Origin of the sequence: Cyclobacterium lianum (genome assembly GCF_900143075.1) — a bacterium.
GTDB classification, from domain to species: Bacteria; Bacteroidota; Bacteroidia; order Cytophagales; family Cyclobacteriaceae; genus Cyclobacterium; species Cyclobacterium lianum.
This window is the reverse complement of sequence record NZ_FRCY01000008.1, coordinates 196,158-217,669: the sequence shown is the minus strand read 5'-3', so window position 1 is coordinate 217,669 and position 21,512 is coordinate 196,158. Positions and strand designations below refer to the sequence as shown.

Here is a 21,512-nt window from a genome sequence, read left to right as displayed (position 1 = left end):
GGTTATATAATTTGCTACCTGGCAGTAGTCATTCAAGTCTCTGCCTGTAGGTAATTAATTCATTTCTTAAAAGCTGATAAGGAACAGCCTGTACACTGCTTTTGGCATCTATGGCCAGGGAAGCTGCTATCCCTGCCGACTGGCCCAGAACCATGAAAACCGGCTCCATGCGAATAGACCCGAACCCGATGTGCGTAGCACTAAGGCAAACGGGGACCAGAAGATTCCCGGCCTCGGTCTTTTTGGGAACAATGGACCGGTAACTTATGGGGTAGGGTCCAGGCACCCTGCCTTCAACATTTCCCTCATTTTTTACAAAGCCATTGGCATCCACATACCGCTGTACGTGATGGGAATCCATGCCATAGGCGCCCAGAGCGATAGGGTCCTCAGCTACTTCCAGCCCTTCACAATGGTGTTGGGTCATAACGTAATCACTCACCATCCTACGGGCCTCTCTAATGTAAAGCTGTTCCGGCCAGCCATCTTCCCGTCCATACTCATCCTTGCAAGTACCCCATCTTGACACCTCATCACGCACTAACTTAGGGATTCTGGGATGATAAGCCAGCGTCCACATCAGACCCTTTTGGTATTCCCTGTGTGCTTGCGTGATTTTTTCTCTTTCCTCGTAGCTGGCCTCAGGATAAGTATAATTTTGCCCGATAAAATCGGTCGAAAAGCCATGTTTGTTATTGGTATCTGTCTTCCGGTTTGGCATGGCCGAATTGGCCCATGGAAGGTATGGAACCCCATAATCATACATTTTTTCCAGATCGTGTGCTGCTTCGTAGTTTCTGAATAGCAATTCGTAATTGGACTCATGGTATGTAGCCGGTTTTTCAAAAGGAATCCTGTTTTTAGGATGATCCGTAAGCGTCATCCGAAAACAATATGCCTGGATTTTCTCATCCCCGCTTCCATCTATTCCCGGGACAGACGAAGAAATATAGGGAAGCAATCCTGAATCCGGATTACCCGGAACAATGTAGGGGTCCACACCGTCCACAAAATTGTGGTTCCTGCCATTCCGTGCTGGCTTTCCGCGTAAGGTAACTCCATAGGCGTTTGCCTGTACACCATTGAGGCTTTCACCATATTGGCTATTCGCTTCTCTGCCTGTAGTATAGCTTACACCAGCAGCAGCCATCAGGTCCCCTTCGTAAGTGGCATCAATATATACTTTTCCATGATAGTGCTTTCCGCTTTCCATCGTCAGGGAAGTAATGATTTGGTTATCCATCTTTACACCCATTTTTCTATCCAATCGTTCGCCATATACGATATCAATTCCGTTTTCCTTCCTTATCATTTCCCCAAAAACATGCAAAGCTGCAGAAGGCTCAAAGGTCCACATGGTCTCTTCTCCCTCCTCAGAACGGGAATAGGCCACTCCTTTGTAGTTTTTCTTTTCCTGCCATATCCAGTTTTCAGGCTGATCGTAGTACAGCTTTATATTTTGATAAAACTCCCTGGCTATTCCCCCAATCGCTTGCTTGTTTCCAATATCCGTTTGTCCCAGACCACCAGTGGTAAGCCCTCCCAGCCTGTTTCCGGATTCGATCAACACGACTTGCTTACCCATTCGGGCTGCCTGTATGGCGGCGGTGATCCCAGCGGAAGTCCCGCCATAAACCACCAGGTCATACCCGGTAACCTGAGAAAAAACCTTGGGAGACGGGCCCATGCAAAGAATCGCGCAAAGGATGACCTGAAGGAAAAAGGCAAGACATTTCTTTGCCCCTTTTGCCGGGGCAGCATTAATGGATATGGGAAGGGATTCCTGCCCCAACCGTTTGGGGCAGGAATCCCTGAAATTATCAATTTTCAGCATCAGCTCCGGTATCAATAACCCGGATTCTGGGTCAATGCTGTATTGGTTTCCAATTCAATTCGGGGTATGGGCCACAGGTAATCCCTGTTGGGATTGAAATCCCGGGTTTCCACCACTACCATTTCATCCGCATTGCTGATATGATCATAGCTGGGCGTACCAATGGGGTCAATCATGGGTGGCTCGTTGAGCCAGCCACCTTCACCATATCGGTTTACCCTACCCCGGTAGGGACCGGGAATCAGGTCTTCGGCTATGCCCCATCGGCGGATATCAAAATACCTGAATCCCTCAATACCCAACTCATGCCGCCTTTCTTTACGAACCAGATTTCTCATCTCCTCTTGTGACTTACCTGCGGCTATAGGCGGCATTTGTACAGACTCCCGTTGCCTTAGGGAATTGATGGCCTCATATACGCTTTCGTCAATTTGGTTCAGTTCCACCTTGGCTTCCGCGTAGTTCAGCAATACTTCTCCAAGCCGGAAAATAGTCAGATTCTGGTCTGTTGAGCCCACGTCTGTAGGATAGTTAGCCACGTCCACGTGCTTGCGGTACAGGTAGCCGGTGAAGGAGGCATAGGCATGTTGTGCTTCGATATTGGGTACCCGTACGCTGTCTTCTCCCTGAAATTCCCAGGTCATGGTGCTGTCGCTATGCGTTTCATAGATCCAGTTTACCAATCGGGAACCCGGTACTACCAAAGTGTAATCCAATCTGGGGTCACGGTTTTCAAAGGGACTTTGAGGGTCATAAAGTGGCGATTCATCAATCGGCAATCCATCTATGCAGTCATAGGTATCTACAAAATCCTGTGGCGGCTTTTTGTTGGAGTGGCCGAGGGCCATCCTGGACCAGAAATTTCGGGGCATATTATGGGTTTGTACACCCCTAAGGTATTGGATCCTGGTAATAACTTCGGGTGAATTGTCACCTTCGAAAGTAAACATGCCTTCATAATCCGGATCAACGGAATATGTACCCGAATCCATAAGCTCTTTTGCAGCGGCCGCCGCGGCTTCCCATCTTTCGTTCCAAAGGGCCACGCGAGACATTAAAGCCAGTACTGTGCCCTGAGTAATTCTCCCCTTTTCACCAGCATCCATAGGGAGATATGCTTTGATCTCGTTGAGTTCGGACATGACAAAATCTATCACTTCCGCTTTTGGAGCCCTGGGTGTCTGAGATTCCTCCAGGGTAAGCGTAGAGGTGACCAATGGCACATCACCATACAGCTCAGCCAGGTAGGCGTAGAAATAAGCCCGGATAAATCTGGCTTCTCCTACGAGCCGGTCATATTTGGCCGGATCCATTTCATCCCTCAGGTGACTGCCCCGGGAAGTAATGAAGTTGGTCCGGTTGATGGCCCGGTAGAAATGAGACCAGAATCCGTTTGTAAATCCATTGTCGGCATTTTGCTCCCCTCTGCCGAGTGCCTGAAGTGCACTGCCGTTTCTATCCCAGCCATCATCAGAGGCGAAATCAAAGGATAGAAACCAGGCGATCCCTGCGGGCCAGTACCAAAGTCTGTTATACACCCCCGTCACGGCCATTTCCAATTCCGTTTCGTTTTCAAAAAATGTCTCACTCGAAGGAGAGTCCAGCGGCATCCTTTCCAGAAATTCATCCTCGCAGGCAGCGGAGAAGAATAAAACCGGAATAAGTACAATATATTTGATTAAATTTTTCATTGGTTCCTGCTGTTTAGAAGTTAACATTCAAGCCCATGGTATAAGTCGTCATTTGCGGATACCATCCCCCATTGCTCACGGGTGCCTCGGGATCGTATCCTTCGTAGAAATCCGTGATGGTAAAGAGGTTTCTACCGCTCAGGTAAATGCGTGCCCGCTGAATGTTTAGCCGGTCAAGAACATCCTGTGGAAGAGAATACCCCACCTGTACATTCTGACCCCTCAGATAAGCGGCATTGCGCATCCAAAAACTTGAATTTTGCTCATTATTGGTTCGGTTCCAGGCCAGCCTGGGAAAGGATGCATCGGTATTGTCCGGAGTCCAGCGATCCTTGTGCTGCTCCTGGACGGTGCCTCCCAGGTAAAAAGGCATGATACCTTGTCCAAACAGGTAGCCATCGGCTTTGCCTACTCCCTGCAAAAACAGAGAGAAGTCGAAGCCCTTATAATCTGCATTGAGCCGCAGACCAAAGGTATGGCGCGGAATCGGGCTACCGATCACGGCCAGGTCCCGGTCATTGATCATACCATCTCCGTCCACATCACGATATTTGATATCTCCGGGTGCAATATCGCCAAACTGTTCGGCATGGTTGTCAACCTCTTCCTGTGTCTGAAACAGGCCTTCAGAGATGTATCCGAAAAAGGATCCGATCGGATATCCTTCCCGGTTTACGGTCAGGCCGGTCTGTTCAATTCCCCGCATGTCGATAACTTCATTCCTTACATCAGAATAGTTGACCATCACGCTGTAATTCAGGTCTCCGACTTTATTGCGGTAATTGAGCATCAGCTCATAACCGTTATTAATTACCTCCCCTGCATTTTGATATGGTTCTGTCAAACCGATAGTTTGAGGAATATTCAGGGGAAGGAGAATGTCTTTTGTTCTTCTCATGTAATAGTCCGCCGCTACATCCAGTTTGCCCCAAAGGTTAAAATCCAAACCGATGTCGGTGGTTTCGGTCAGCTCCCATTGGATGGAAGAGTTGGCCATGCTGTTCAAAGCGGCTCCGGGTGCATTCGCTCCATTAAATACATAGTCCTGCGCACCACCTCCCAGGGACATAAATGCCGCAAAGGGATACAAACCTATATTTTGGTTACCCAATTGACCCCAGCTGGCTCTCAACTTCAACTGATCGATAACTCCGGAATTGCCTTGCATAAAAGCCTCCTCAGAGATTCGCCACCCGGCAGAAAAGGAAGGAAAAACCCCTACCCGATTTCCTTCTGCAAAACGGGAAGAAGCATCACGACGTACGTTTCCTTCAAGCAGGTATCTTTCATCGTAGTTGTATGTGACCCGGCCAAAAACCGATTGCAGGGCCCAGTGAGAAGCCGCACCTCCGGTTTGCTCATTGGCCCGGTTCCCGGCATTGATCTGCTGGTACTGGGGAAGTGGAAACACCTCCCGGTAAGCTGAAATCCACTTGTTGGTCTGGTCCTCCTGCTGGTATCCGGCGGTGATACCCAGCGTATGGACTTCATTGAAGGTCCTGTCCATGGTGACAATCGCCCTGATATTGTTGTACCATTCGCGATCATACCTTTCGGTCAACGAATTTCGCTGAGGTACGAAGTGAGTAGGAGTCACTCCATCCCTCGCATAGGTCTGGGTGATATTGGAAAAGCTCTTGGTATGCGGGTTCCAGAATTTGGGAGCATACATTAGTTCTGCTGACAACCAATCGGTGATGTTATAATTCAACCGGAAGTTGAGAATGGCATCCAAACTTTCCTCAGTCCGCAGGCCGCCGTCTTTGGCGCGTGCAAGAGGGTGGTCTCCATTCCAGCCTTCGCCATATCTGCCATTGGACAGTACACCTACTTCATTGGCAGGAATACGGCGCATCCAGTGAAAAACATATCCTGTGCCTGATGAAGGTTCCCGCTGATAGGCCCTGCGCAAAAATATATCTGTAGATAAGGTAAGCTTTTCAGAAACATTTACATCGGAATTGAGTCTGATGTTAAACCGGTTAAAATCGGTGTTGGGGATGATACCATCCTGATCCAGGTAACTGATAGAGCCAAAAACCCTTGCTTTTTCACTTCCGGCATTGATGCTTACATTGTGATTTTGCATAAAGGCCGTATTTTTTAGCGTCAGGGCCTGCCAGTCCGTATCTGGGTACTGATCGGAAGGCATGCCTGCCCGGTAATCGGCAAGGAATTCTTCCGAGTATTGCGGGTCATTGCCCACATTGGTAAAGGCCTCGTTGGCCAGTTCCATGTGATCCAGGGCTCCTACAATTTCCGGCATGCGCGTAGGGACCTGAAAACCGGCATACATATTGTAATTCACCCGTACACCTTCCACACCTCTCTTGGTGGTGATCAGCACCACGCCATTGGCAGCACGTGCACCATAAATGGCCGCTGAGGAGGCGTCTTTCAATATGGAAATGCTTTCAATTTCGTTGGGGTCTACATTGTTCAGGTTGGTTTCTACCCCATCCACCATGATCAGTGGGTTCGGATTTCCCAGGGTACCCACACCACGTATACGGATGGCGCCACCATCTGCACCTGGCTGCCCACTTCTCTGCGTGATCGTCACTCCCGGGGCAATTCCCTGTAATGCCATAGAGGTTTGCCCTACTGGTTGATTGACGATATCCTCGGAGCTGACCGTACTTACCGCACCGGTGAGGTTTACCTTTTTCTGGGTACCGTATCCTACTACTACCACTTCGTCCAAAGAAGAAAGGTCTTCCTCCATGGTGACGGTGATTTCATCCTGATTGCCCAGCTCTATGCGCTGCGACTCGTAGCCGATATAGGAAATCACGAGAATGGCATCGTCAGGTACCTCCAGGGTAAAGTTGCCGTCTATATCTGTAGCTGTACCGATGGTGGTGCCCTCTACCAATACGGTGGCACCCGGAATTCCCTCTCCGTTTACGTCCAGTACCCTTCCTGTGATGGGGCGTTCATCGATTAAAATTTCTATGGTTGATTCCGGAGCCTGATTTCCCTGCGCCACGTAAATGGAATTGTCTACCTGCTTGAACTTCAGATTCGCCCCCAGGGCAACATCCAGCAACAATTCATTGACCGACTGCCTTTTGCTTTTTAGTTCCAGCACAGTACTGTTGTCCAGAATATCCTCCGGCAATACGAAGTGATAATCTGTATTTTCTTCCACTTCCCGGAAGATTTCCGCAAGCCTCCATTCTACCTGCTTCAGGCGAACAAAAGACTCATCAATGGGTTTGATTTGGGCACTGATCTCATGTGCCATCAATGTAGTCATGAACAAACATTGAAGCACCAAACCATACAATAGATTTTTCGATACCATCTTGATTAGGTACAGTAGTTTTCTTTTCATAATTTTAAAGGATTTTGAGTTTTACACTTTAAGATCAGCAGGGCAAAGCAATTCATTTGGCGATGGAGGTTTTGTCCTGCGTTTTTTTGTTTCATAGGCGATTTTTTGAGATGGTTACTGTATTGTTGTCTATATCGAATGCAAAGCCCAGTGAAAATCCCAGACCGGTAAGTACATCGTTCAGGTTTTTGTTGCGAAAAGTACCGATTACCCGGCGATTGACATTGAGGCCGGGGTCGACGGCCATTTCCACTCCATACCATCTTTCCAGGTCCTCCAGAATAGTTGTCAGGGGTTTTCTGTCAAAAACAAGGGTGTTTTCTTTCCAGCCGATCACCTGATCCATATCGAATGGCCCCACGCTGATGGTGGTGCTGCCGCTACTCCGGGCCAATTCCCCAGGCTGCAGTTCAATCGCGGTTTGGGCTCCTTGCACTGCCACTTTCCCTTCTGTAAGGGCTACGGCAAAATTTCCTGACCTGGCATAGGTATTGAATTTGGTACCCAGAGCCCGGGTCATATGACCGTCGGTCTCTACGCGGAATGGTTTTTCCGGATCTTTGGCCACCTCAAAAAAGGCTTCTCCGGACAGCCGCACCACCCGTTCTTTGAGGCCGTAGTGAGAAGAAAAGGAAAGGGTAGAATTGGCATTTAAGGTGACCTTGCTGTCGTCCGGAAGGGTGAGTTGAAGTTTTTCACCATCGCTGGTAGATCGCTCGATGATCCTTTCGCTGATAACCGGAACAGGTTCGGTGTATTCTGCTGACTGTTTTAAAAAATAGGCGCTGGCCATCAGTAACAAAGCAGAGGCGGCTACCCTGAGATACCTGACCCATGGATTTGGGCGAATTGATCTGGATGGGCGGAGGATGCGCGCGTGTATCTTGTTTAAAAGTGCCTCGTAATCCCTCTCATCATCTTCACCTTCCCCGACATTTTTCCAGCGATCCAGAAGCAAACGATCAAATTTTTCCCTGGATCCGTCCTTTTCCAGCCATTGCATCACCTTGCTACGCTCCGCAGCATCGGCCGTGCCATTTAAAAATTTGATGAGTACTTTCTTTTCCACCGGGTTTATTGTGATTTGGCAGTATAAAACACAAGTCCGGACATTTACTTAACGGAAAGCGAGAAATAATCAAATTAAATATAAGATTAGGGATAAATCAGAATATCAAAATTTAATTCCGTAGAAAATGGGGATATTGTCTCAGTAAAAATATATGCCCGTAAAAATGACCCAGGAAAAAGAAGCGTGGTGCAGCAATCCCTTTTTCAGGGATTTGGAGGCCAGGTACAAGTGATGTTCAATGGTACGTTTGGAGAGGTTCATCTGTAAGGCGATCTGCTCACTGCTCAAGCCCTTCATTTTATTCAGTTTAAAAACTTCCTGCTGCACCTTTGGCAGCTTCCCGATCATGTCCATTGCCAGCTGTTCCAGCTCTTCATAGTCCAACCTGGCTTCGGTGTCCTGACTGACCAGGGTATGATGGCTTGTCGCCGTATCCAGACAGCATTCCTTCTTCCTGTCACGGATATGATTGTACATGTAGAATTTCACGGCCTGAAAGAGGTAACTCTTAAATGATTTGGACTCATCGAGCTTCTTTCTCCGCTCCCAAATTCTTACAAAAATTTCCTGAACGGCTTCTTCCGCCAGATATTCGTCGGTAAAAAATGTCAGCGAAAAAGCCATGAGTTTTCTCGCATACCTGTGGTACAGCTCATCAAACGCCCTGACATCGCCTTGTCTTAGACAAATGAGCAATGATTCGTCCGAATGTTTATCCAATAATCCCATGATCTGGCTATTTGGGTTGGTTTTGGCTGTCTGGATGAATTGAAGGTACTGGCATTTGCTGCTAAATATACCTTTTTCCGGGATAAATAAAAAAAAAGTCCCTGCTTACGAACGGACGCACTATGGGCGGGCTGTTTTATCCGTAATCCAGCGGATAGCATAATATTCGCAGGTACCGCTTCCCGCATTGCGTATGCCATGCGGGTCAAACGCAGCCAGGTATATTACAGAACCGGGACCCAGCCGATAGGCGGTACCGTTGATCAACTCTTCCACCTCACCCTGAAGGACCACAATGATTTCTTCATCGGCGTGTACATGGGGATCATGACTTTTTTCTCCTTCCCGAAGCGTGGTGATGTGCATTTCCAACTCATTTAGTTTGCTTGTACCAGCCTGCATGATGCTCCTTCTCCCTCCACGTGCGTTTTCCTTGAATTCCATTTCGGTATAATCAAACAAAAGGGGCTCTGGCGCTGATGGGGAGGTATCCGGTCCTTTTCTGTCTGTTTCCCAGGAGATGACAAAGAAAGACGCCTTCCTTTCGTTTAATGCGGTTAACCGTGCATACATGCCCGCAGGAATCAGGCCCACGCTCCTCGCTCCCAGACTACCATCCCGACCATTGATATCCAAAGCCAGGCGGCCATCTGTTACTAAAATCAGTCGCTCGGCACCAGGTTCCAGTGTGGTGTCGGCAGAAGTATCCAGGGCATAATGGTCTACGGCAAAATTTTCCAGTGTCTCTGTGGGCCAGTCCAGCAATTTTCTCTCTTCCAATGCCCCCTGCGTAGCGGCAGGCAACATGTTCCATTCAAATACGGCAGAAGGATGGGGTAATTTTTGAGCAAATGCAGACTTCATTATCAAAATCAGGAGACAGGTCAATACACTTTTCACTGTAGCGTTGGGTTTAGAGTTTACTGAATCGATTGGTTAATTTATGACTATTTGCCTGTTAAAAAAATTTTCAGGTCCTCCGCGGGGATTGTTTACCTGAGTACGGTTTGTCGAAGAGGTTTTAGAGAAGAAAGTCAGTAGTCGGATTTTGTCAGCATTGTTGCTGGAAACGGCGGCAATATCGCCAAAGTGATAAATTGCTACCCAATTTCCACGGGATAGTACCCGGTTTACAGGCATTTCGTCCTGCCAGGACTTTTATTTTACCAACAATCGCACTGAGGTTACTACTAACTGCGTTTATCGGGAAAAACAATCAAACGCTGAAAACGGAACTTTCCAGCTACCATAGAAACCTATTCGGGCAGGCTTTTAATCAGTAAACAATACGCACCAAATTGTACTGTGCCAGGTTTTGAGCAGATCCAGGCAACTAAGACCGGCTCTGGCTGGTCCTGCGCCTGGCTTTCTCCCAGGTACTTTTCTGACTTCCCTGTAAAAACCTGAACAGACCCGCAATGACGGCATAGTTCATCAAACAGAAATAAAAAGGCACAAACAGGATTTTGACCTTTATCTTTTTGTTTTCCAGCAGGTAGCCCAGGGCCGCGGCAAAATAAAACAGAAGCTGAGCCACCATCAGCAACTGGTACAGCAAGCCTGCTGACCAGAGCGAAATATTCAGAAAAAAAATCAGAATCAATAAAAAAGGGGTAATCGTCCACCTCAACACCCGGTGAGAAAAATATTGGAAAAATAACATCCCCTGATTGAAGGGCCTGATCTTTGAAAGAAGTCTTTTCATGGACTGCCAGCCTCCTGCACTAATCCTGATCTTTCTCTTCAATTCATCCTTAATCGAGGCAGAGGCACTTTCGAGGGCATAGGCCTGAGGTTCGTATACAATTTTATAACCTTTAGCGGCGATCAACATTGACTGCATGAAATCATCCAGAATGGTATCTTCCGGCAATGTCTCGTAGAGCGAAGACCTGAAGGCCACCAGCTCTCCTGCTGCACCCACTGCTGAATGCAATTCGGAATCCAAGCGTTTTAAAAAAGACTCATACTTCCAATACATGCCCTCACCGGCGGCGCTGGCCTCTTCAGACGCTTCCATCAAGACCCGTTTTTCTCCCGATACACAGCCTACCTTCTCCGATTTAAAATGCCTGACCATGTTTCCGATGGCTTCCGGATTGAGCAAGGTATTGGCATCGGTGAAGATCACGAACGGCGTTTTTATGGCTGCCATTGCACGATTTTCCGCTGCTGTCTTCCCCCCCCTCCGGTTATCGTGCATACATTTGACCTGCGGAAATTCGTCCAACACTTCCCTGAAGTTGTCGGTAGATCCATCTGTGATGAAAATAATTTCCAGCTTATCCGCCGGGTAATCGAGCGAGAGGGAATTTTCTGCTTTGGCAGGTATGATGTCCGCCTCGTTAAAACAGGGAATTACCAGACTTACAGGAGGGAAAAAGTCCTGATTTTGGCCAGCTTCATCAGGGGAAAGCCATTTTTTTAGTTTTACCAATGCATAAAGCACCATACCATATCCCAAAAAAGTGTAACACACAATGGCGATTGCCATCCAGAAAATTAAATCAAGCATCTGATTAAATAGGTTTACTAATTTGAATTTAAAATTAAATTTTCGAATTTGTACACAAAAGACAAGAGCATTAGAAGGAAATTTTATAGCTATCCGAATTTTGGCTTTTTAAAAATAGATTCCTATTTCAATGATTGCCATCAACAAATAATTTTGTTCATTCGGGAGAAAGATCAAAAGGGCTATTATTGAGAATAATATAGCGCTAACTCTTTATAAAGCATGAAAAAATCATATCAATCAGCTGATTTCTATCAGTTTAGAAGTAATCAAAACGGATTTTTCGATAGGATGTTGCTTTTCGCGGAAAGGCTGACCGGATGTGAACAGGTTTTTATTGGCTTCATTGATCAGGAAGGAATCTGGCTCAAAGCGCAGTCGGGAGATAAAACAGACCGACATATTTCCCGCGAAGATGGGGTATATCCCTTTTTGAATGGGCTCAGCGGTTTTGGAGAAGCCCTGCAGCTACAAGATGACAAGAAATTTGCAGCGAGTGATTTTTTAAAACAATCTGCGCCGGCATCCTATCTGGCTGCAATGCCAATCAAAGATGAAGAAGATCGTGCATTGGGATTTTTGATAGCCTTGCGGTCTTCCCGACCAGAATCCACAAAGTTCCTTGCAGAAAATCTGGACTTGCTGAGGCTTCAAGTACAGGACTACATCAGGGCCCGGATGGAAAATTTTGAGGACCGGCTCTTGAGCAAAGCTTTGGGAATATCTCAGGACCTGATTACCGTGATCAGATTCGACGGTAAGTTTATCAAAGTGAACAAAGCATTCAAGACCCTGCTGGGGTATGGTGAGGAGGAGTTGTCGGACAAGCCTGTTTCAGATTACATCCATCCCGACGACGTAAAAGGCACCATGGCGGAAATCGATAAACTGGTCCGGGGGGACGCTACCACCAGTTTCAGACACCGCCTGAAAACCCAGAAACACGGCTATAAAACCTTCTCCTGGACAGCTACGGGTGACGTAAAAAACAAATGGATCTTTGCTATTGGCAGGGATATCAGTGAAGAAAAGGAAAAAGAGGAAAGACTGCGTTCAAGTGAGGAAAAATTTCGTTCCTTCTTTGAAAACGGTCAGGGCCTGATGCTTACCCATGACATGGAAGGCAATTTTTTGAGTTTCAATAATTATGGAGCGCGTCTGCTGGGCTATACCGTAGAAGAGTTGCTGTCCAAAAAATTATGGGATATCATTCCTACCAGGTATCATCCGGAAATTGACACCTATTTTAAAGAGCTGCGTCAGGACGGAAAAGCCCAGGGGCTGATGACGACCAGGCAAACAAATGGCAGCCTAAAGGTTTGGCTGTACAGCAATACACTTGAAAAAGATTACCAGGGCAATTGTTACGTTATCGGAAATTCTATAGACATCACCGAAAGGTTAAGGTTGGAAAGAAGTATTCAGAATACGAAGGAATTGCTCAGCCAAACCCATAAAATGGCGAAAATCGGTGGCTGGAAATTCGATACGGAAAAAAATTCGCTAAGCTGGACCGACATCACAAAAGCCATTTTCGAAGTAGGTCCCGATTTTGATCCAGATTTAGAGGACGCTTTCATGTATTATAAAGAGGGCTTTTACCGGGAGCGGATGCAGGAGCTCTTTGCACTTGCACGTGATTATGGAAAGGCCTGGGATGAGAAGTTAAAAATTATTACCGGAAAAGGCAAGGAAATTTGGGTTAGAACCATTGGCGAGGCCCATATAGAAGAAGGCAAATGTATCTACCTTTTTGGTACAATACAGGATATCCATGAAACGGTAAGCCGGGAAAACCAACTTATTCAGAAAGAACAGATGCTCCTGGCAATCTCCCGGGCTACGGATGAGTTGTTGTCCAACCGGAATCTATATGAAGCGATATCGAAAAGCCTGGAACTGATCGGAAAAGCGGCTGATGTTGACAGGGTCTATTATTGGGAAAACAGTTTTGCAGAGGACGGGTCCGTGCTCACCTCACAAAGGTTTGAGTGGAGCGCCGATGAAGTTCAACCTCAGATCAATAATCCAGACCTTCAGAATGTTCCCATCAATTTCTTCGGCGAGTTTGTGGAGCCGATGGAAAACAATGAAATTTTCTTTGCCATACTATCAGAAATGCCGGAAGACTCCTCCACACGGGAATTTCTGGCCAACCAGAACATCAAATCCATACTGGCCATACCCATTTTTACGAACACAGGGTTCTGGGGCTTTATAGGCTATGACGATTGTAAATTGGAAAGGGAATGGTCTCAGGCAGAAATTTCATTGCTTAAAAGCTTTGCAAACAGCATCTCCAACGCAATTGACAGAAATATTCTCGAAAAAAATCTGATTGAATCCAAAGAGCTGGCCGAGAAAGCAAGCCTGGCGAAATCTGAGTTTTTGGCTAACATGAGCCATGAAATCAGGACACCGCTAAACGGCATCATCGGTTTTACCGATCTTTTACTAAAAACCGGACTTACTGAGGTGCAAAACCAGTACATTGGTATTGTCAATCAATCGGCCAACACCCTGCTGAATATCATCAATGACATTTTAGATTTTTCTAAGATCGAAGCCGGCAAACTGGAGTTAGACATCAATAAAACCGATATTTTTGAATTGGCAGGGCAGGCAACTGATGTGGTCTCCTACCAGGCACAAAACAAAGGAGTGGAAATGTTGCTCCATCTGGAAAAGGATTTTCCCAGATTTATCTTTATTGATGACATCCGGCTTAAGCAGATTTTGATTAACCTCCTGGGCAATGCCGTAAAGTTCACCAACGAAGGCGAAATCGCTTTGCGAATACAGACCATCGCTATGCTGAACGAAAAAGAGCGAATTGTACGTTTTGAAGTTCAGGATACAGGAATAGGAATTTCCGAGGAAAACCAGCAAAAGATTTTTGACGCATTTTCCCAGGAAGACGGGTCTACTACAAAAAAATATGGTGGAACAGGCCTGGGACTGACCATATCCAATAAACTTTTGTTCATGATGGGCTCTGAACTAAAACTGGAAAGCAAATTGGATGAGGGCAGTAAATTCTTTTTTGACATCAATTTGCAAACAGAACATGGGGACAACATAAAAAAAACCGACATCAGCTTTATCCAAAGGGTTCTGGTGGTAGACGATAACGAAAACAACCGGCTTATTCTGAAGGAAATGTTCTCTCTGAAAAATATCCGTATGGAGGAAGCTGTGAATGGATTCGACGCCCTGCAAAAGATCGAACATCAGGAGCCCTATGATGTGATATTGATGGATCTGAACATGCCTTATATGGATGGTCTGGAGACCGTAAAAAAAATCAGGGAGAATTTCCCCCCGCATAAGGCCAGTTGTCCCATCATGCTGCTACACAGTTCGGCCGATGACGACTTTATCTATAGAACCTGTAAGGAACTGTCTATAGAAATCAAAATTTCCAAGCCCATCAAAATAAATGCCCTCTACAATGGCCTGGCTCAACTCAACCCCAGGCAATTGCCCGCCAACACAGACAACAGTGCTGACAACGACGCAGTAGCTCTTGCATCCGACCTGATCGTGCTGATCGCTGAAGACAATGCCATCAACATGTTTTTGGCCAAAACCATCGTGCTTAAAGTTTCCCCGAATACCAAAATACTAGAAGCTACTGATGGGCAGACCGCATGTGAAATGGCGCAGGCATTTCGGCCAGACATAATCCTTATGGATATACAGATGCCGGTAATGAGCGGACATGAAGCCACCCGAAAAATCAAATCCTCACCGGAGACCAAGGATATTCCCATCGTCGCTATCACTGCTGGAAACGTCAAAGGTGAAAGAGAAAAGTGTATGGAATCCGGAATGGTAGACTTTGTGGCCAAACCTATCGTGGAGAAAAATATTGTTCAGATTTTTGAAAAATGGATCAAACCAAATCACGGATCTAACAAAGGTGAGGTTCCTGTGCCCCCAAGTGCAGAAAATGGCAATAATGCGTCGATCGGTAGCCTTTCAAAAAAACACTTTGACATAGACAAAGTCATCGAATACATTGGTGACGAGCCCAAGGTCATCAAAGACATACTGCAATTGACATTAAACGAGCTGGATCAGTCTGAAAAACAATTGACCAAACATTTCGAAGAGCAAAACCTTCCCGGCTTTAACAGCGAAGGCCACAAACTAAAAGGATCAGCCCTTACCGCAGGACTCAGTGAATTGTATGAAATGGCGCTGACTTTTGAAGAATTGAATTCCTTCAAGGCCAACGGTGTCAGCGATATGATGGAGGATTTTACCAAAGAAATGGATACCGTAAAGGGTTTGATCAAAAATTTTCTGAAAAGTTAAATGTCCGGTAGCATGTGCAGGTTTTAGTAGGCTAAAGAAAATTGACGCTATTTTTTAGCTGTTCCTTATATTTGGCACCTATCGGGATAATTTTCCCATCCACTACCGCTGTATCACTGTCAAAATCAGTCAGATAATGTAGGTTTATGACATAGGAGCGGTGCACCTGTACAAATTCCGGGTTGCCGGACAGCTTGTCTAAAAAATTAGAGATGGTGGATTTGATGGTGTAGGTCTGAGATTTGCATTTCAAACTGATGTAGTCTCCTTTTCCCTCGCAATAACTGATTTCTCCAAAAAGAATTTTTTTGTATAGCCTGTCGTCTTTTACGAAAATAAAGTCTTTGGAATAGGCATTGGGATCAATTCTGATCTCTGTCTCTTTGCATTTCTCTACCCCTTTCAGAAATTGGGCATAGGCAAATGGCTTCTGCAAATAGAAACAGGCATTGGTCTCAAATGCAGATATGGCGTTTTCATGATTTGCGGAAATTACGATCAATGCTCCGTCGTATTGGCTGTGTTTGAGAATTTCAAAACCGTTCATTTCAGGCATTTCGATATCCAGTAATATCAAATCAATACTGCCCCTGTTTTCCTTTAGGAAATTCAGCCCTTCTATGGCATCTGTAAATTTAGCTTTCAGATCCAGGGATTTGGTTTTGGAAATATAATGCGATAACACCTCGATGCTGGCAGCATCATCGTCTATAATTACGCAACGGATCATTTAATTTTCAGGTTTAATTTCACTTTTTGACGCTCCAATTAAGCAATTTAATCCGTCAAAACGGTTTGGTTTTCTTGTAATTTTCGAATTGTTTTTGCCGGAACTCCTCCCACCATTGTATATGGTGCTACATCCCTGGTAACCACTGCCCCTGCCGCCACTACTGCACCCTTGCCAATTCTTACACCTTTCAGCACCATCGATCTGGTAGCCAGCCAGGCATCTTCTTCAATAATGATTGCGGCAGATTTCCCCTTGGCCGACCGGTCGTCTACGCCATGGAAGTCTCCATCCATGATGATCACCTGATTGGCTATCTGGCAATTTTTACCTATGGATATGCGTTCACTTGCCGAAACAATACAGGCAGTATTGATGAAGGTCCCTTCCCCGATTTCGAGCGATGCCCCTCTGTCTGCAAACAACTGGGTAGTGCCCATATGCGACCATATCTTGCAGTGGTCTCCAACCGCAATTTTTCCGGCGCCTTCCACTCGCAGCCTGCCTCTGACCGTCACCCACTTACCAACCTGCGCACAATTGCGGAGGTAAAATCTGGCATTCAGCAACCTCCACGATCCTTGAAGGATATCCTTTACCAGGTCCACATACAGATTGATTTTCTCGATCACACCACTTGCTTTCCTGCCATAGAGGAGCCGACTTTTTTCGCTCAGTTTTCCTGCAATATTGTGCCTTATCATCAAACATTTAAATAATTAATGAATATATACGCTGTAAATTTAAATTCAAAAAAAAAGGATAAATTAAAAATTTTGTTACTTTTATTTTAAAAATAGAGCTAAAACAGTAAATTATTTTACGTAAACCTATTTTTGTCATTGATATATAAATAAATGAAATTTGTGCCGCTTAAAACAAGATCTTATCCGAAGCTGATAGTCATTTTAGTTGCAGTGATTTTCTCAACCGGAACAAAAGGCATTGCGCAGGAAACAAGCGATCCACTGGACAAGCTCGCATTGGATAGACCGTTGGAATCTCAGCTTTTCAGTTTAGACAGCATCATCAGTATGGCTTTGGCCAATCACCCCACCATCAAGCTCAACGAGGCGCTTGTCGGCTCAGCGGAGGAAAGGGTGAAACTGGCTAAAAAATCCTGGACTGACTTGTTTCGGATATACATCGATTACGGGTATGGCAACCAGGCCATTTTGACTACCGGACCGCAGGGTGGTGGAGATTTATCGAATATCGCCAACGGCTACCGGGCCGGAGCAAATCTGAGCATACCTTTTTCTGAAATTTTTAACAGAGGCAATCGAATTCAGCTACAACAGCATGAATTGGAGGCTACCTTTTTTAAAACCCGTGAAATGGAACTGGTAGTGAGCGAGCAAGTGGTAGAAGAATACAACAGCTTACTACTGGCCCACCGTCTGATGCAGATCAGGTACGAGATGCAGGAAAAAGCCAGAACAAACCTGCAACAGATGGAAATGGAATTTAACATGGGAAACCTGGACGCTGCCAGCTATATGAGAAATGCGGAGATCCATACCATTGCGCGTTCAGAATATGAAAATGCAAGGAGTGATTTTTTTGTCGCTGCCAAAAAACTCGAAATCCTTATCGGAATGCCCTTAGCCAATATCATCCTGAGAAATGACAATTAAACAATTCATCCTATTACTTTGGAAAAACAAACTCTGGATCCTGCTGCCACCTGTCATTGCTGCGGTGGCTGTTTATGGATTTACCAGCAATATGCCAAGGGAATACGAAAGCAAAACCATCGTTTTTACCAACCCTACCTCCAATCAGGGCGCCACTGATGGGGGTGTGGTGAGAATGGATTTTTATACTTCAAACAACCTCTTTGATAACCTTACGCTACTGGTCAAGTCAAGAGAGACTGTAGAAGAAGCGTCTCTGCGGCTGTTGGCGGGGCATCTGGCGCTCTCTCAGCCCGATAGTGAAGTGATTGGCAATAAAGCCTTTGCAGCGCTTAAAACTCATTTTTCAAGTGAGTTGTGGAGCGAATTGGCCGTTCCCGGTGATGAAGCTGCCACCCTGGCCAGGATAAAAAATCATTATTCAAGGTATGAAAACTCTCCGATTGAATACCTGCTAAGGGAACACGACCACTATGCCATCAGCAAGATTATTGAGCGCCTGTATGTAGGCCGCAAAGCATCCAGCGACATGATGGAAATCGCTTACAGAACCAACGATCCCGGCATCTGCTACCACACGCTCAGGTTGATTACCGATGAATTTATGAGCAGGTATTCAGCAATGAAGGAACTCGAAAACATCAACTCCATCACCTATTTTCAAAATCAATTGCTCATCGCGCAGGACAAATTGCGGGCGGCGGAGGAATCGCTTAAAGCATTCATGACGCAAAACCGGATCCTGAATTATTACGAGCAGGGCAAATACCTGGACATTGCCAAACTGGAACACGAACAGGATGAAGAACGATCGAAGCGTTTGATCTCTGGCACAGCGTCCAACCTGGACGAAATAGAAAGCATGTTTGAAAATTTTGACAAACGGCAGGTTATTATTCAGCGAATCGGCACACTGCAGGATCATATTGTCGCCAAAAATATGGAAATACAGCGGCTGACCATGCGAAGCGATGAATCCCCCAGAATCGGGCTGCTGGAGGCTGAAATCCGCAGCCTGAAGAATCAGATCGATGAGGCATCTGTCGAACTGTTTAAAAACAGCAATACGCTGAACGGACTGCAAAGAGAGACCATACTCGAGGAATGGTTGCGGTTAAAAGTTCTGTATGAAGAGCAGAAGCAGGCGCTGGACGTCATGCAAAACAGAAAAACCTACCTATCGGAAAAGATTGAGGAATTTGCTCCCCTGGGTGCAGAACTGAAAAAACTGGAACGGGAAGTCAGTGTCAATGAGGACCAATATCTCTCGATCCTGCATGGGCTGAATATGGCCTATTTGAAAAAATACGACCTGGAAATGTCCTCCTCACAAAGGCTGATTGATGCCCCGTATTTCCCAAAAACGCCCCTACCATCTAAAAGGGCGCTATTGACCCTGGGCGGCGGACTGGCTACAGGTACAGTGATGCTCTCCCTGGTTCTGCTGACTTTTTTTCTGGACAATACGATCAAATCAGGCCCCAGAGCCGAAAAACTCACCGGATTGAAAGTAGCAGGTGCCTGGCTCGATGAGAGGTTGATGGAGAGGTCGGTAGACAAGGAAAAACTAAGCCAGAAAGAAATCGTACAGTGGCACAACTACCTGAGCAAACATCTTCCCAAATCAGGAAAAAAGCTGATTCTCTTTTACAGTTTACAACCCGGGGAAGGGAAGACATTTTTGATCAAAAAATTGGTACAAGACCTCAATGAGCAAAACCGGGAGGCCGTGTACTGGGGTTTGACTGCTGACACCGCCGCTATGCCTTGTGCAACCCTTTCCTATCCGGAGACGGCGAGCCTACAAATAAATAACGAAAAGTACTGGGAAAATAAGATTTCTGAGAATGAAAAAGAATTTATCCTATGGGAATTGCCCAATATCGCTGAGGCTTCGCTGAACTACAGTCTGATCAATCAGGCAAACGCCCTGGTGATGGTGTTGGATGCCGAACGCAAATGGACCCAGGCAGACCTGCATTTGCTCAACAACTTAAAGGAAATGGTTGAGATCCCTCACCTGATCTGGCTCAATAAGATGAAAAGTGATGAACTGGAAGACATCATAGGAGAAATTCCTAAAAAGAGATCTTTGATACGCTCCAAAATAAAAAAGCTGCTTTCCTGAACCATTTCAATTGATGGAGTATTCTCGTCCTCATATCGCTTTGCCCCTTTCGGGGCTAATACTGGCCCTTCTGATCAGTCTGGTGGTGGTATACTTTGGGACTTTTGGGATTGGTATCCTGATAATACTGCCACTAGCGGCGCTGCTGTTTTTCTTTATGATGCAGCATCCAAGAAATGCCCTTGCCACCGCATTGGTCTTTGCCTTTGTTTCCATAGGTGCCAGCAGGTACATTCCAAGTTTGCCCCTGGGACTATCTGTTGATTTTGCTCTCGCAGCGGTGCTATTTAGCGCAGTCTTTCACCGGAAGGTTAAAACAGATTTCAAATATCTGAAAAACAGCCTCTTCGCAGTAACGCTGCTATGGATGTCCTACAATATCGCTGAGCTTTTTAATCCTGAGGCCAGAAGCATTGAGGCCTGGGTGTATGCCGTTCGGGGCACCGCCCTGTACATGATGCTCACCGTACCCCTCACATTGCTTTACGCCAATAAGAAACGAGACCTGGATTTTATGATCAAAATTATCCTGCTATTTTCGGTCCTGGCTTCTTTTTGGGGATTGAGGCAATATTATATTGGTCTGGATGGAGCTGAGAATCGTTGGCTGGATGCCGGATCCCGCTCTACCCATGTGCTGTTTGGCAACCTCAGGGTGTTTAGTTTCTTTTCAGATGCAGGTCAGTTTGGTGCCGGTATCGCCCATTCGGGCATGATTGCCCTGGTGTTGGCACTGGGCCCTTTTTCAACAAAAAAACGAATCGTACTGGCGCTGTGTGCCCTGCTGTTTTTCTACCTGATGATCATGAGCGGTACGCGGGGTGCTTTGATGGTGCCTGTAGCAGGTTCGCTGGCATATCTTTTCGCTTCAAAAAACTTTAAGTTGATGACCCTGGGCCTTGCTTCCCTAACCTTGATTTTCATCTTTTTGAAATTCACCAGCATAGGCAATGACTATTACCAGATCAGGAGAATGAGATCTGCGCTGGACCCCAATGATGCATCACTAAACGTTCGGCTTGCCAACAAAGCAAAATTTTCGGAATACCTGAAAACCAGGCCTTTCGGGGGAGGTATTGGTACATCTGGATTCTGGGGGCAAAGATTCAGCCCGGGTACCTTTCTGGCCGAAACACCCAACGACAGTTGGTTTATCAAAATCTGGGCCGAAATGGGCATCGTCGGTCTTGGTTTACACGTGGCCATATTGGCCTTCATTGCATTGATGGCTTTGTTTAAAATATGGAAAGTGAACAACCCCCGGCTCAGGCAAAAACTACTGGCATTGTTTGCCGGGTATGTAGGTATCGCTGCAGCTTCCGTGGGGAATCCACTTCTCGGGCAAATGCCCACCGGATTGATCCTGTACATGTCTTGGGCTTACTTTTATCTGGCAGAAGACCTGGACAGGGAAAACCATTCACCAAAAGGTGAAATCGATACGAAAAAAATCACCACGAAACACTCTGGGTAATGGTGATTTTACCCGTCGAGGATTCTTCCGATGAGATCGGGACAA

The 21,512-nt window shown here is 46.1% G+C and carries 13 protein-coding genes; 4 read left to right on the top strand and 9 right to left on the bottom strand.

The features are described 5' to 3' along the window. Positions 1-28: 28 nt before the first annotated feature. The 7 genes from BUB19_RS14560 to BUB19_RS14525 form a co-directional block, all read right to left on the bottom strand. Entirely contained in the window at positions 29-1,834 is a 1,806-nt protein-coding gene (locus tag BUB19_RS14560) for an FAD-dependent oxidoreductase (RefSeq protein WP_317041592.1), read from the bottom strand. An 11-nt stretch (positions 1,835-1,845) separates the two neighbouring features. Then, positions 1,846-3,525 (bottom strand): RagB/SusD family nutrient uptake outer membrane protein, encoded by a 1,680-nt coding sequence (locus BUB19_RS14555; RefSeq protein WP_073095287.1) that lies wholly within the window; start codon positions 3,523-3,525, stop codon positions 1,846-1,848. 13 nt (positions 3,526-3,538) lie between these two features. Continuing rightward, entirely contained in the window at positions 3,539-6,862 is a 3,324-nt protein-coding gene (locus BUB19_RS14550) for a SusC/RagA family TonB-linked outer membrane protein (RefSeq protein WP_084097337.1), read from the bottom strand. A gap of 91 nt (positions 6,863-6,953) precedes the next feature. Then, positions 6,954-7,931 carry a FecR family protein gene (locus tag BUB19_RS14545; protein WP_073095286.1) on the bottom strand — a complete coding sequence of 326 codons (978 nt, stop codon included), beginning with the start codon at positions 7,929-7,931 and terminating at the stop codon, positions 6,954-6,956. Positions 7,932-8,072: 141 nt separating this feature from the next. Beyond that, the gene (locus BUB19_RS14540; RefSeq protein WP_073095285.1) at positions 8,073-8,663 is read right to left on the bottom strand and encodes an RNA polymerase sigma-70 factor; all 591 of its coding nucleotides are present in this window, start codon (positions 8,661-8,663) and stop codon (positions 8,073-8,075) included. A 120-nt stretch (positions 8,664-8,783) separates the two neighbouring features. Then, positions 8,784-9,563 carry a cupin domain-containing protein gene (locus BUB19_RS23805; RefSeq protein WP_143156048.1) on the bottom strand — a complete coding sequence of 260 codons (780 nt, stop codon included), beginning with the start codon at positions 9,561-9,563 and terminating at the stop codon, positions 8,784-8,786. A gap of 433 nt (positions 9,564-9,996) precedes the next feature. After that, on the bottom strand, positions 9,997-11,178 hold the full coding sequence (locus BUB19_RS14525) for a glycosyltransferase family 2 protein (RefSeq protein WP_073095283.1): 1,182 nt from the start codon (positions 11,176-11,178) through the stop codon (positions 9,997-9,999). 222 nt (positions 11,179-11,400) lie between these two features. Between BUB19_RS14525 and BUB19_RS14520 the strand changes: the two genes are divergently transcribed. Beyond that, positions 11,401-15,498, top strand: coding sequence for a response regulator (locus tag BUB19_RS14520; protein ID WP_073095282.1), 4,098 nt, complete (start codon positions 11,401-11,403; stop codon positions 15,496-15,498). Between the two features lie 31 nt (positions 15,499-15,529). Here BUB19_RS14520 and BUB19_RS14515 read toward each other — a convergent pair whose 3' ends face one another. Next, positions 15,530-16,228, bottom strand: coding sequence for a LytR/AlgR family response regulator transcription factor (locus BUB19_RS14515; protein ID WP_073095281.1), 699 nt, complete (start codon positions 16,226-16,228; stop codon positions 15,530-15,532). A 47-nt stretch (positions 16,229-16,275) separates the two neighbouring features. Next, positions 16,276-16,932, bottom strand: coding sequence for an acyltransferase (locus BUB19_RS14510; protein WP_084097334.1), 657 nt, complete (start codon positions 16,930-16,932; stop codon positions 16,276-16,278). A 153-nt stretch (positions 16,933-17,085) separates the two neighbouring features. Between BUB19_RS14510 and BUB19_RS14505 the strand changes: the two genes are divergently transcribed. The 3 genes from BUB19_RS14505 to BUB19_RS14495 are packed head-to-tail and all read left to right on the top strand — an operon-like array spanning position 17,086 to position 21,467. After that, complete coding sequence (locus BUB19_RS14505; protein WP_073095280.1) at positions 17,086-17,865, top strand: TolC family protein; 780 nt, start codon at positions 17,086-17,088, stop codon at positions 17,863-17,865. Then, the gene (locus BUB19_RS14500; RefSeq protein WP_073095279.1) at positions 17,855-19,993 is read left to right on the top strand and encodes a GumC family protein; all 2,139 of its coding nucleotides are present in this window, start codon (positions 17,855-17,857) and stop codon (positions 19,991-19,993) included. Before BUB19_RS14505 ends, BUB19_RS14500 begins: the two co-directional genes overlap by 11 nt. A gap of 13 nt (positions 19,994-20,006) precedes the next feature. Continuing rightward, positions 20,007-21,467, top strand: coding sequence for an O-antigen ligase family protein (locus tag BUB19_RS14495; RefSeq protein WP_073095278.1), 1,461 nt, complete (start codon positions 20,007-20,009; stop codon positions 21,465-21,467). Positions 21,468-21,512 lie beyond the last annotated feature (45 nt).

What these genes read in the sequence shown, in the direction of transcription:
- BUB19_RS14500 (WP_073095279.1), top strand. Translation starts at nt 17,855, where the DNA reads ATGACAATTAAACAATTCATCCTATTACTTTGGAAAAACAAACTCTGG.
- BUB19_RS14550 (WP_084097337.1), bottom strand. Translation starts at nt 6,862, where the DNA reads ATGAAAAGAAAACTACTGTACCTAATCAAGATGGTATCGAAAAATCTA.
- BUB19_RS14540 (WP_073095285.1), bottom strand. Translation starts at nt 8,663, where the DNA reads ATGGGATTATTGGATAAACATTCGGACGAATCATTGCTCATTTGTCTA.
- BUB19_RS14525 (WP_073095283.1), bottom strand. Translation starts at nt 11,178, where the DNA reads ATGCTTGATTTAATTTTCTGGATGGCAATCGCCATTGTGTGTTACACT.
- BUB19_RS14505 (WP_073095280.1), top strand. Translation starts at nt 17,086, where the DNA reads ATGAAATTTGTGCCGCTTAAAACAAGATCTTATCCGAAGCTGATAGTC.
- BUB19_RS14515 (WP_073095281.1), bottom strand. Translation starts at nt 16,228, where the DNA reads ATGATCCGTTGCGTAATTATAGACGATGATGCTGCCAGCATCGAGGTG.
- BUB19_RS14560 (WP_317041592.1), bottom strand. Translation starts at nt 1,834, where the DNA reads ATGCTGAAAATTGATAATTTCAGGGATTCCTGCCCCAAACGGTTGGGG.
- BUB19_RS14520 (WP_073095282.1), top strand. Translation starts at nt 11,401, where the DNA reads ATGAAAAAATCATATCAATCAGCTGATTTCTATCAGTTTAGAAGTAAT.
- BUB19_RS14555 (WP_073095287.1), bottom strand. Translation starts at nt 3,525, where the DNA reads ATGAAAAATTTAATCAAATATATTGTACTTATTCCGGTTTTATTCTTC.
- BUB19_RS14495 (WP_073095278.1), top strand. Translation starts at nt 20,007, where the DNA reads ATGGAGTATTCTCGTCCTCATATCGCTTTGCCCCTTTCGGGGCTAATA.
- BUB19_RS14510 (WP_084097334.1), bottom strand. Translation starts at nt 16,932, where the DNA reads ATGATAAGGCACAATATTGCAGGAAAACTGAGCGAAAAAAGTCGGCTC.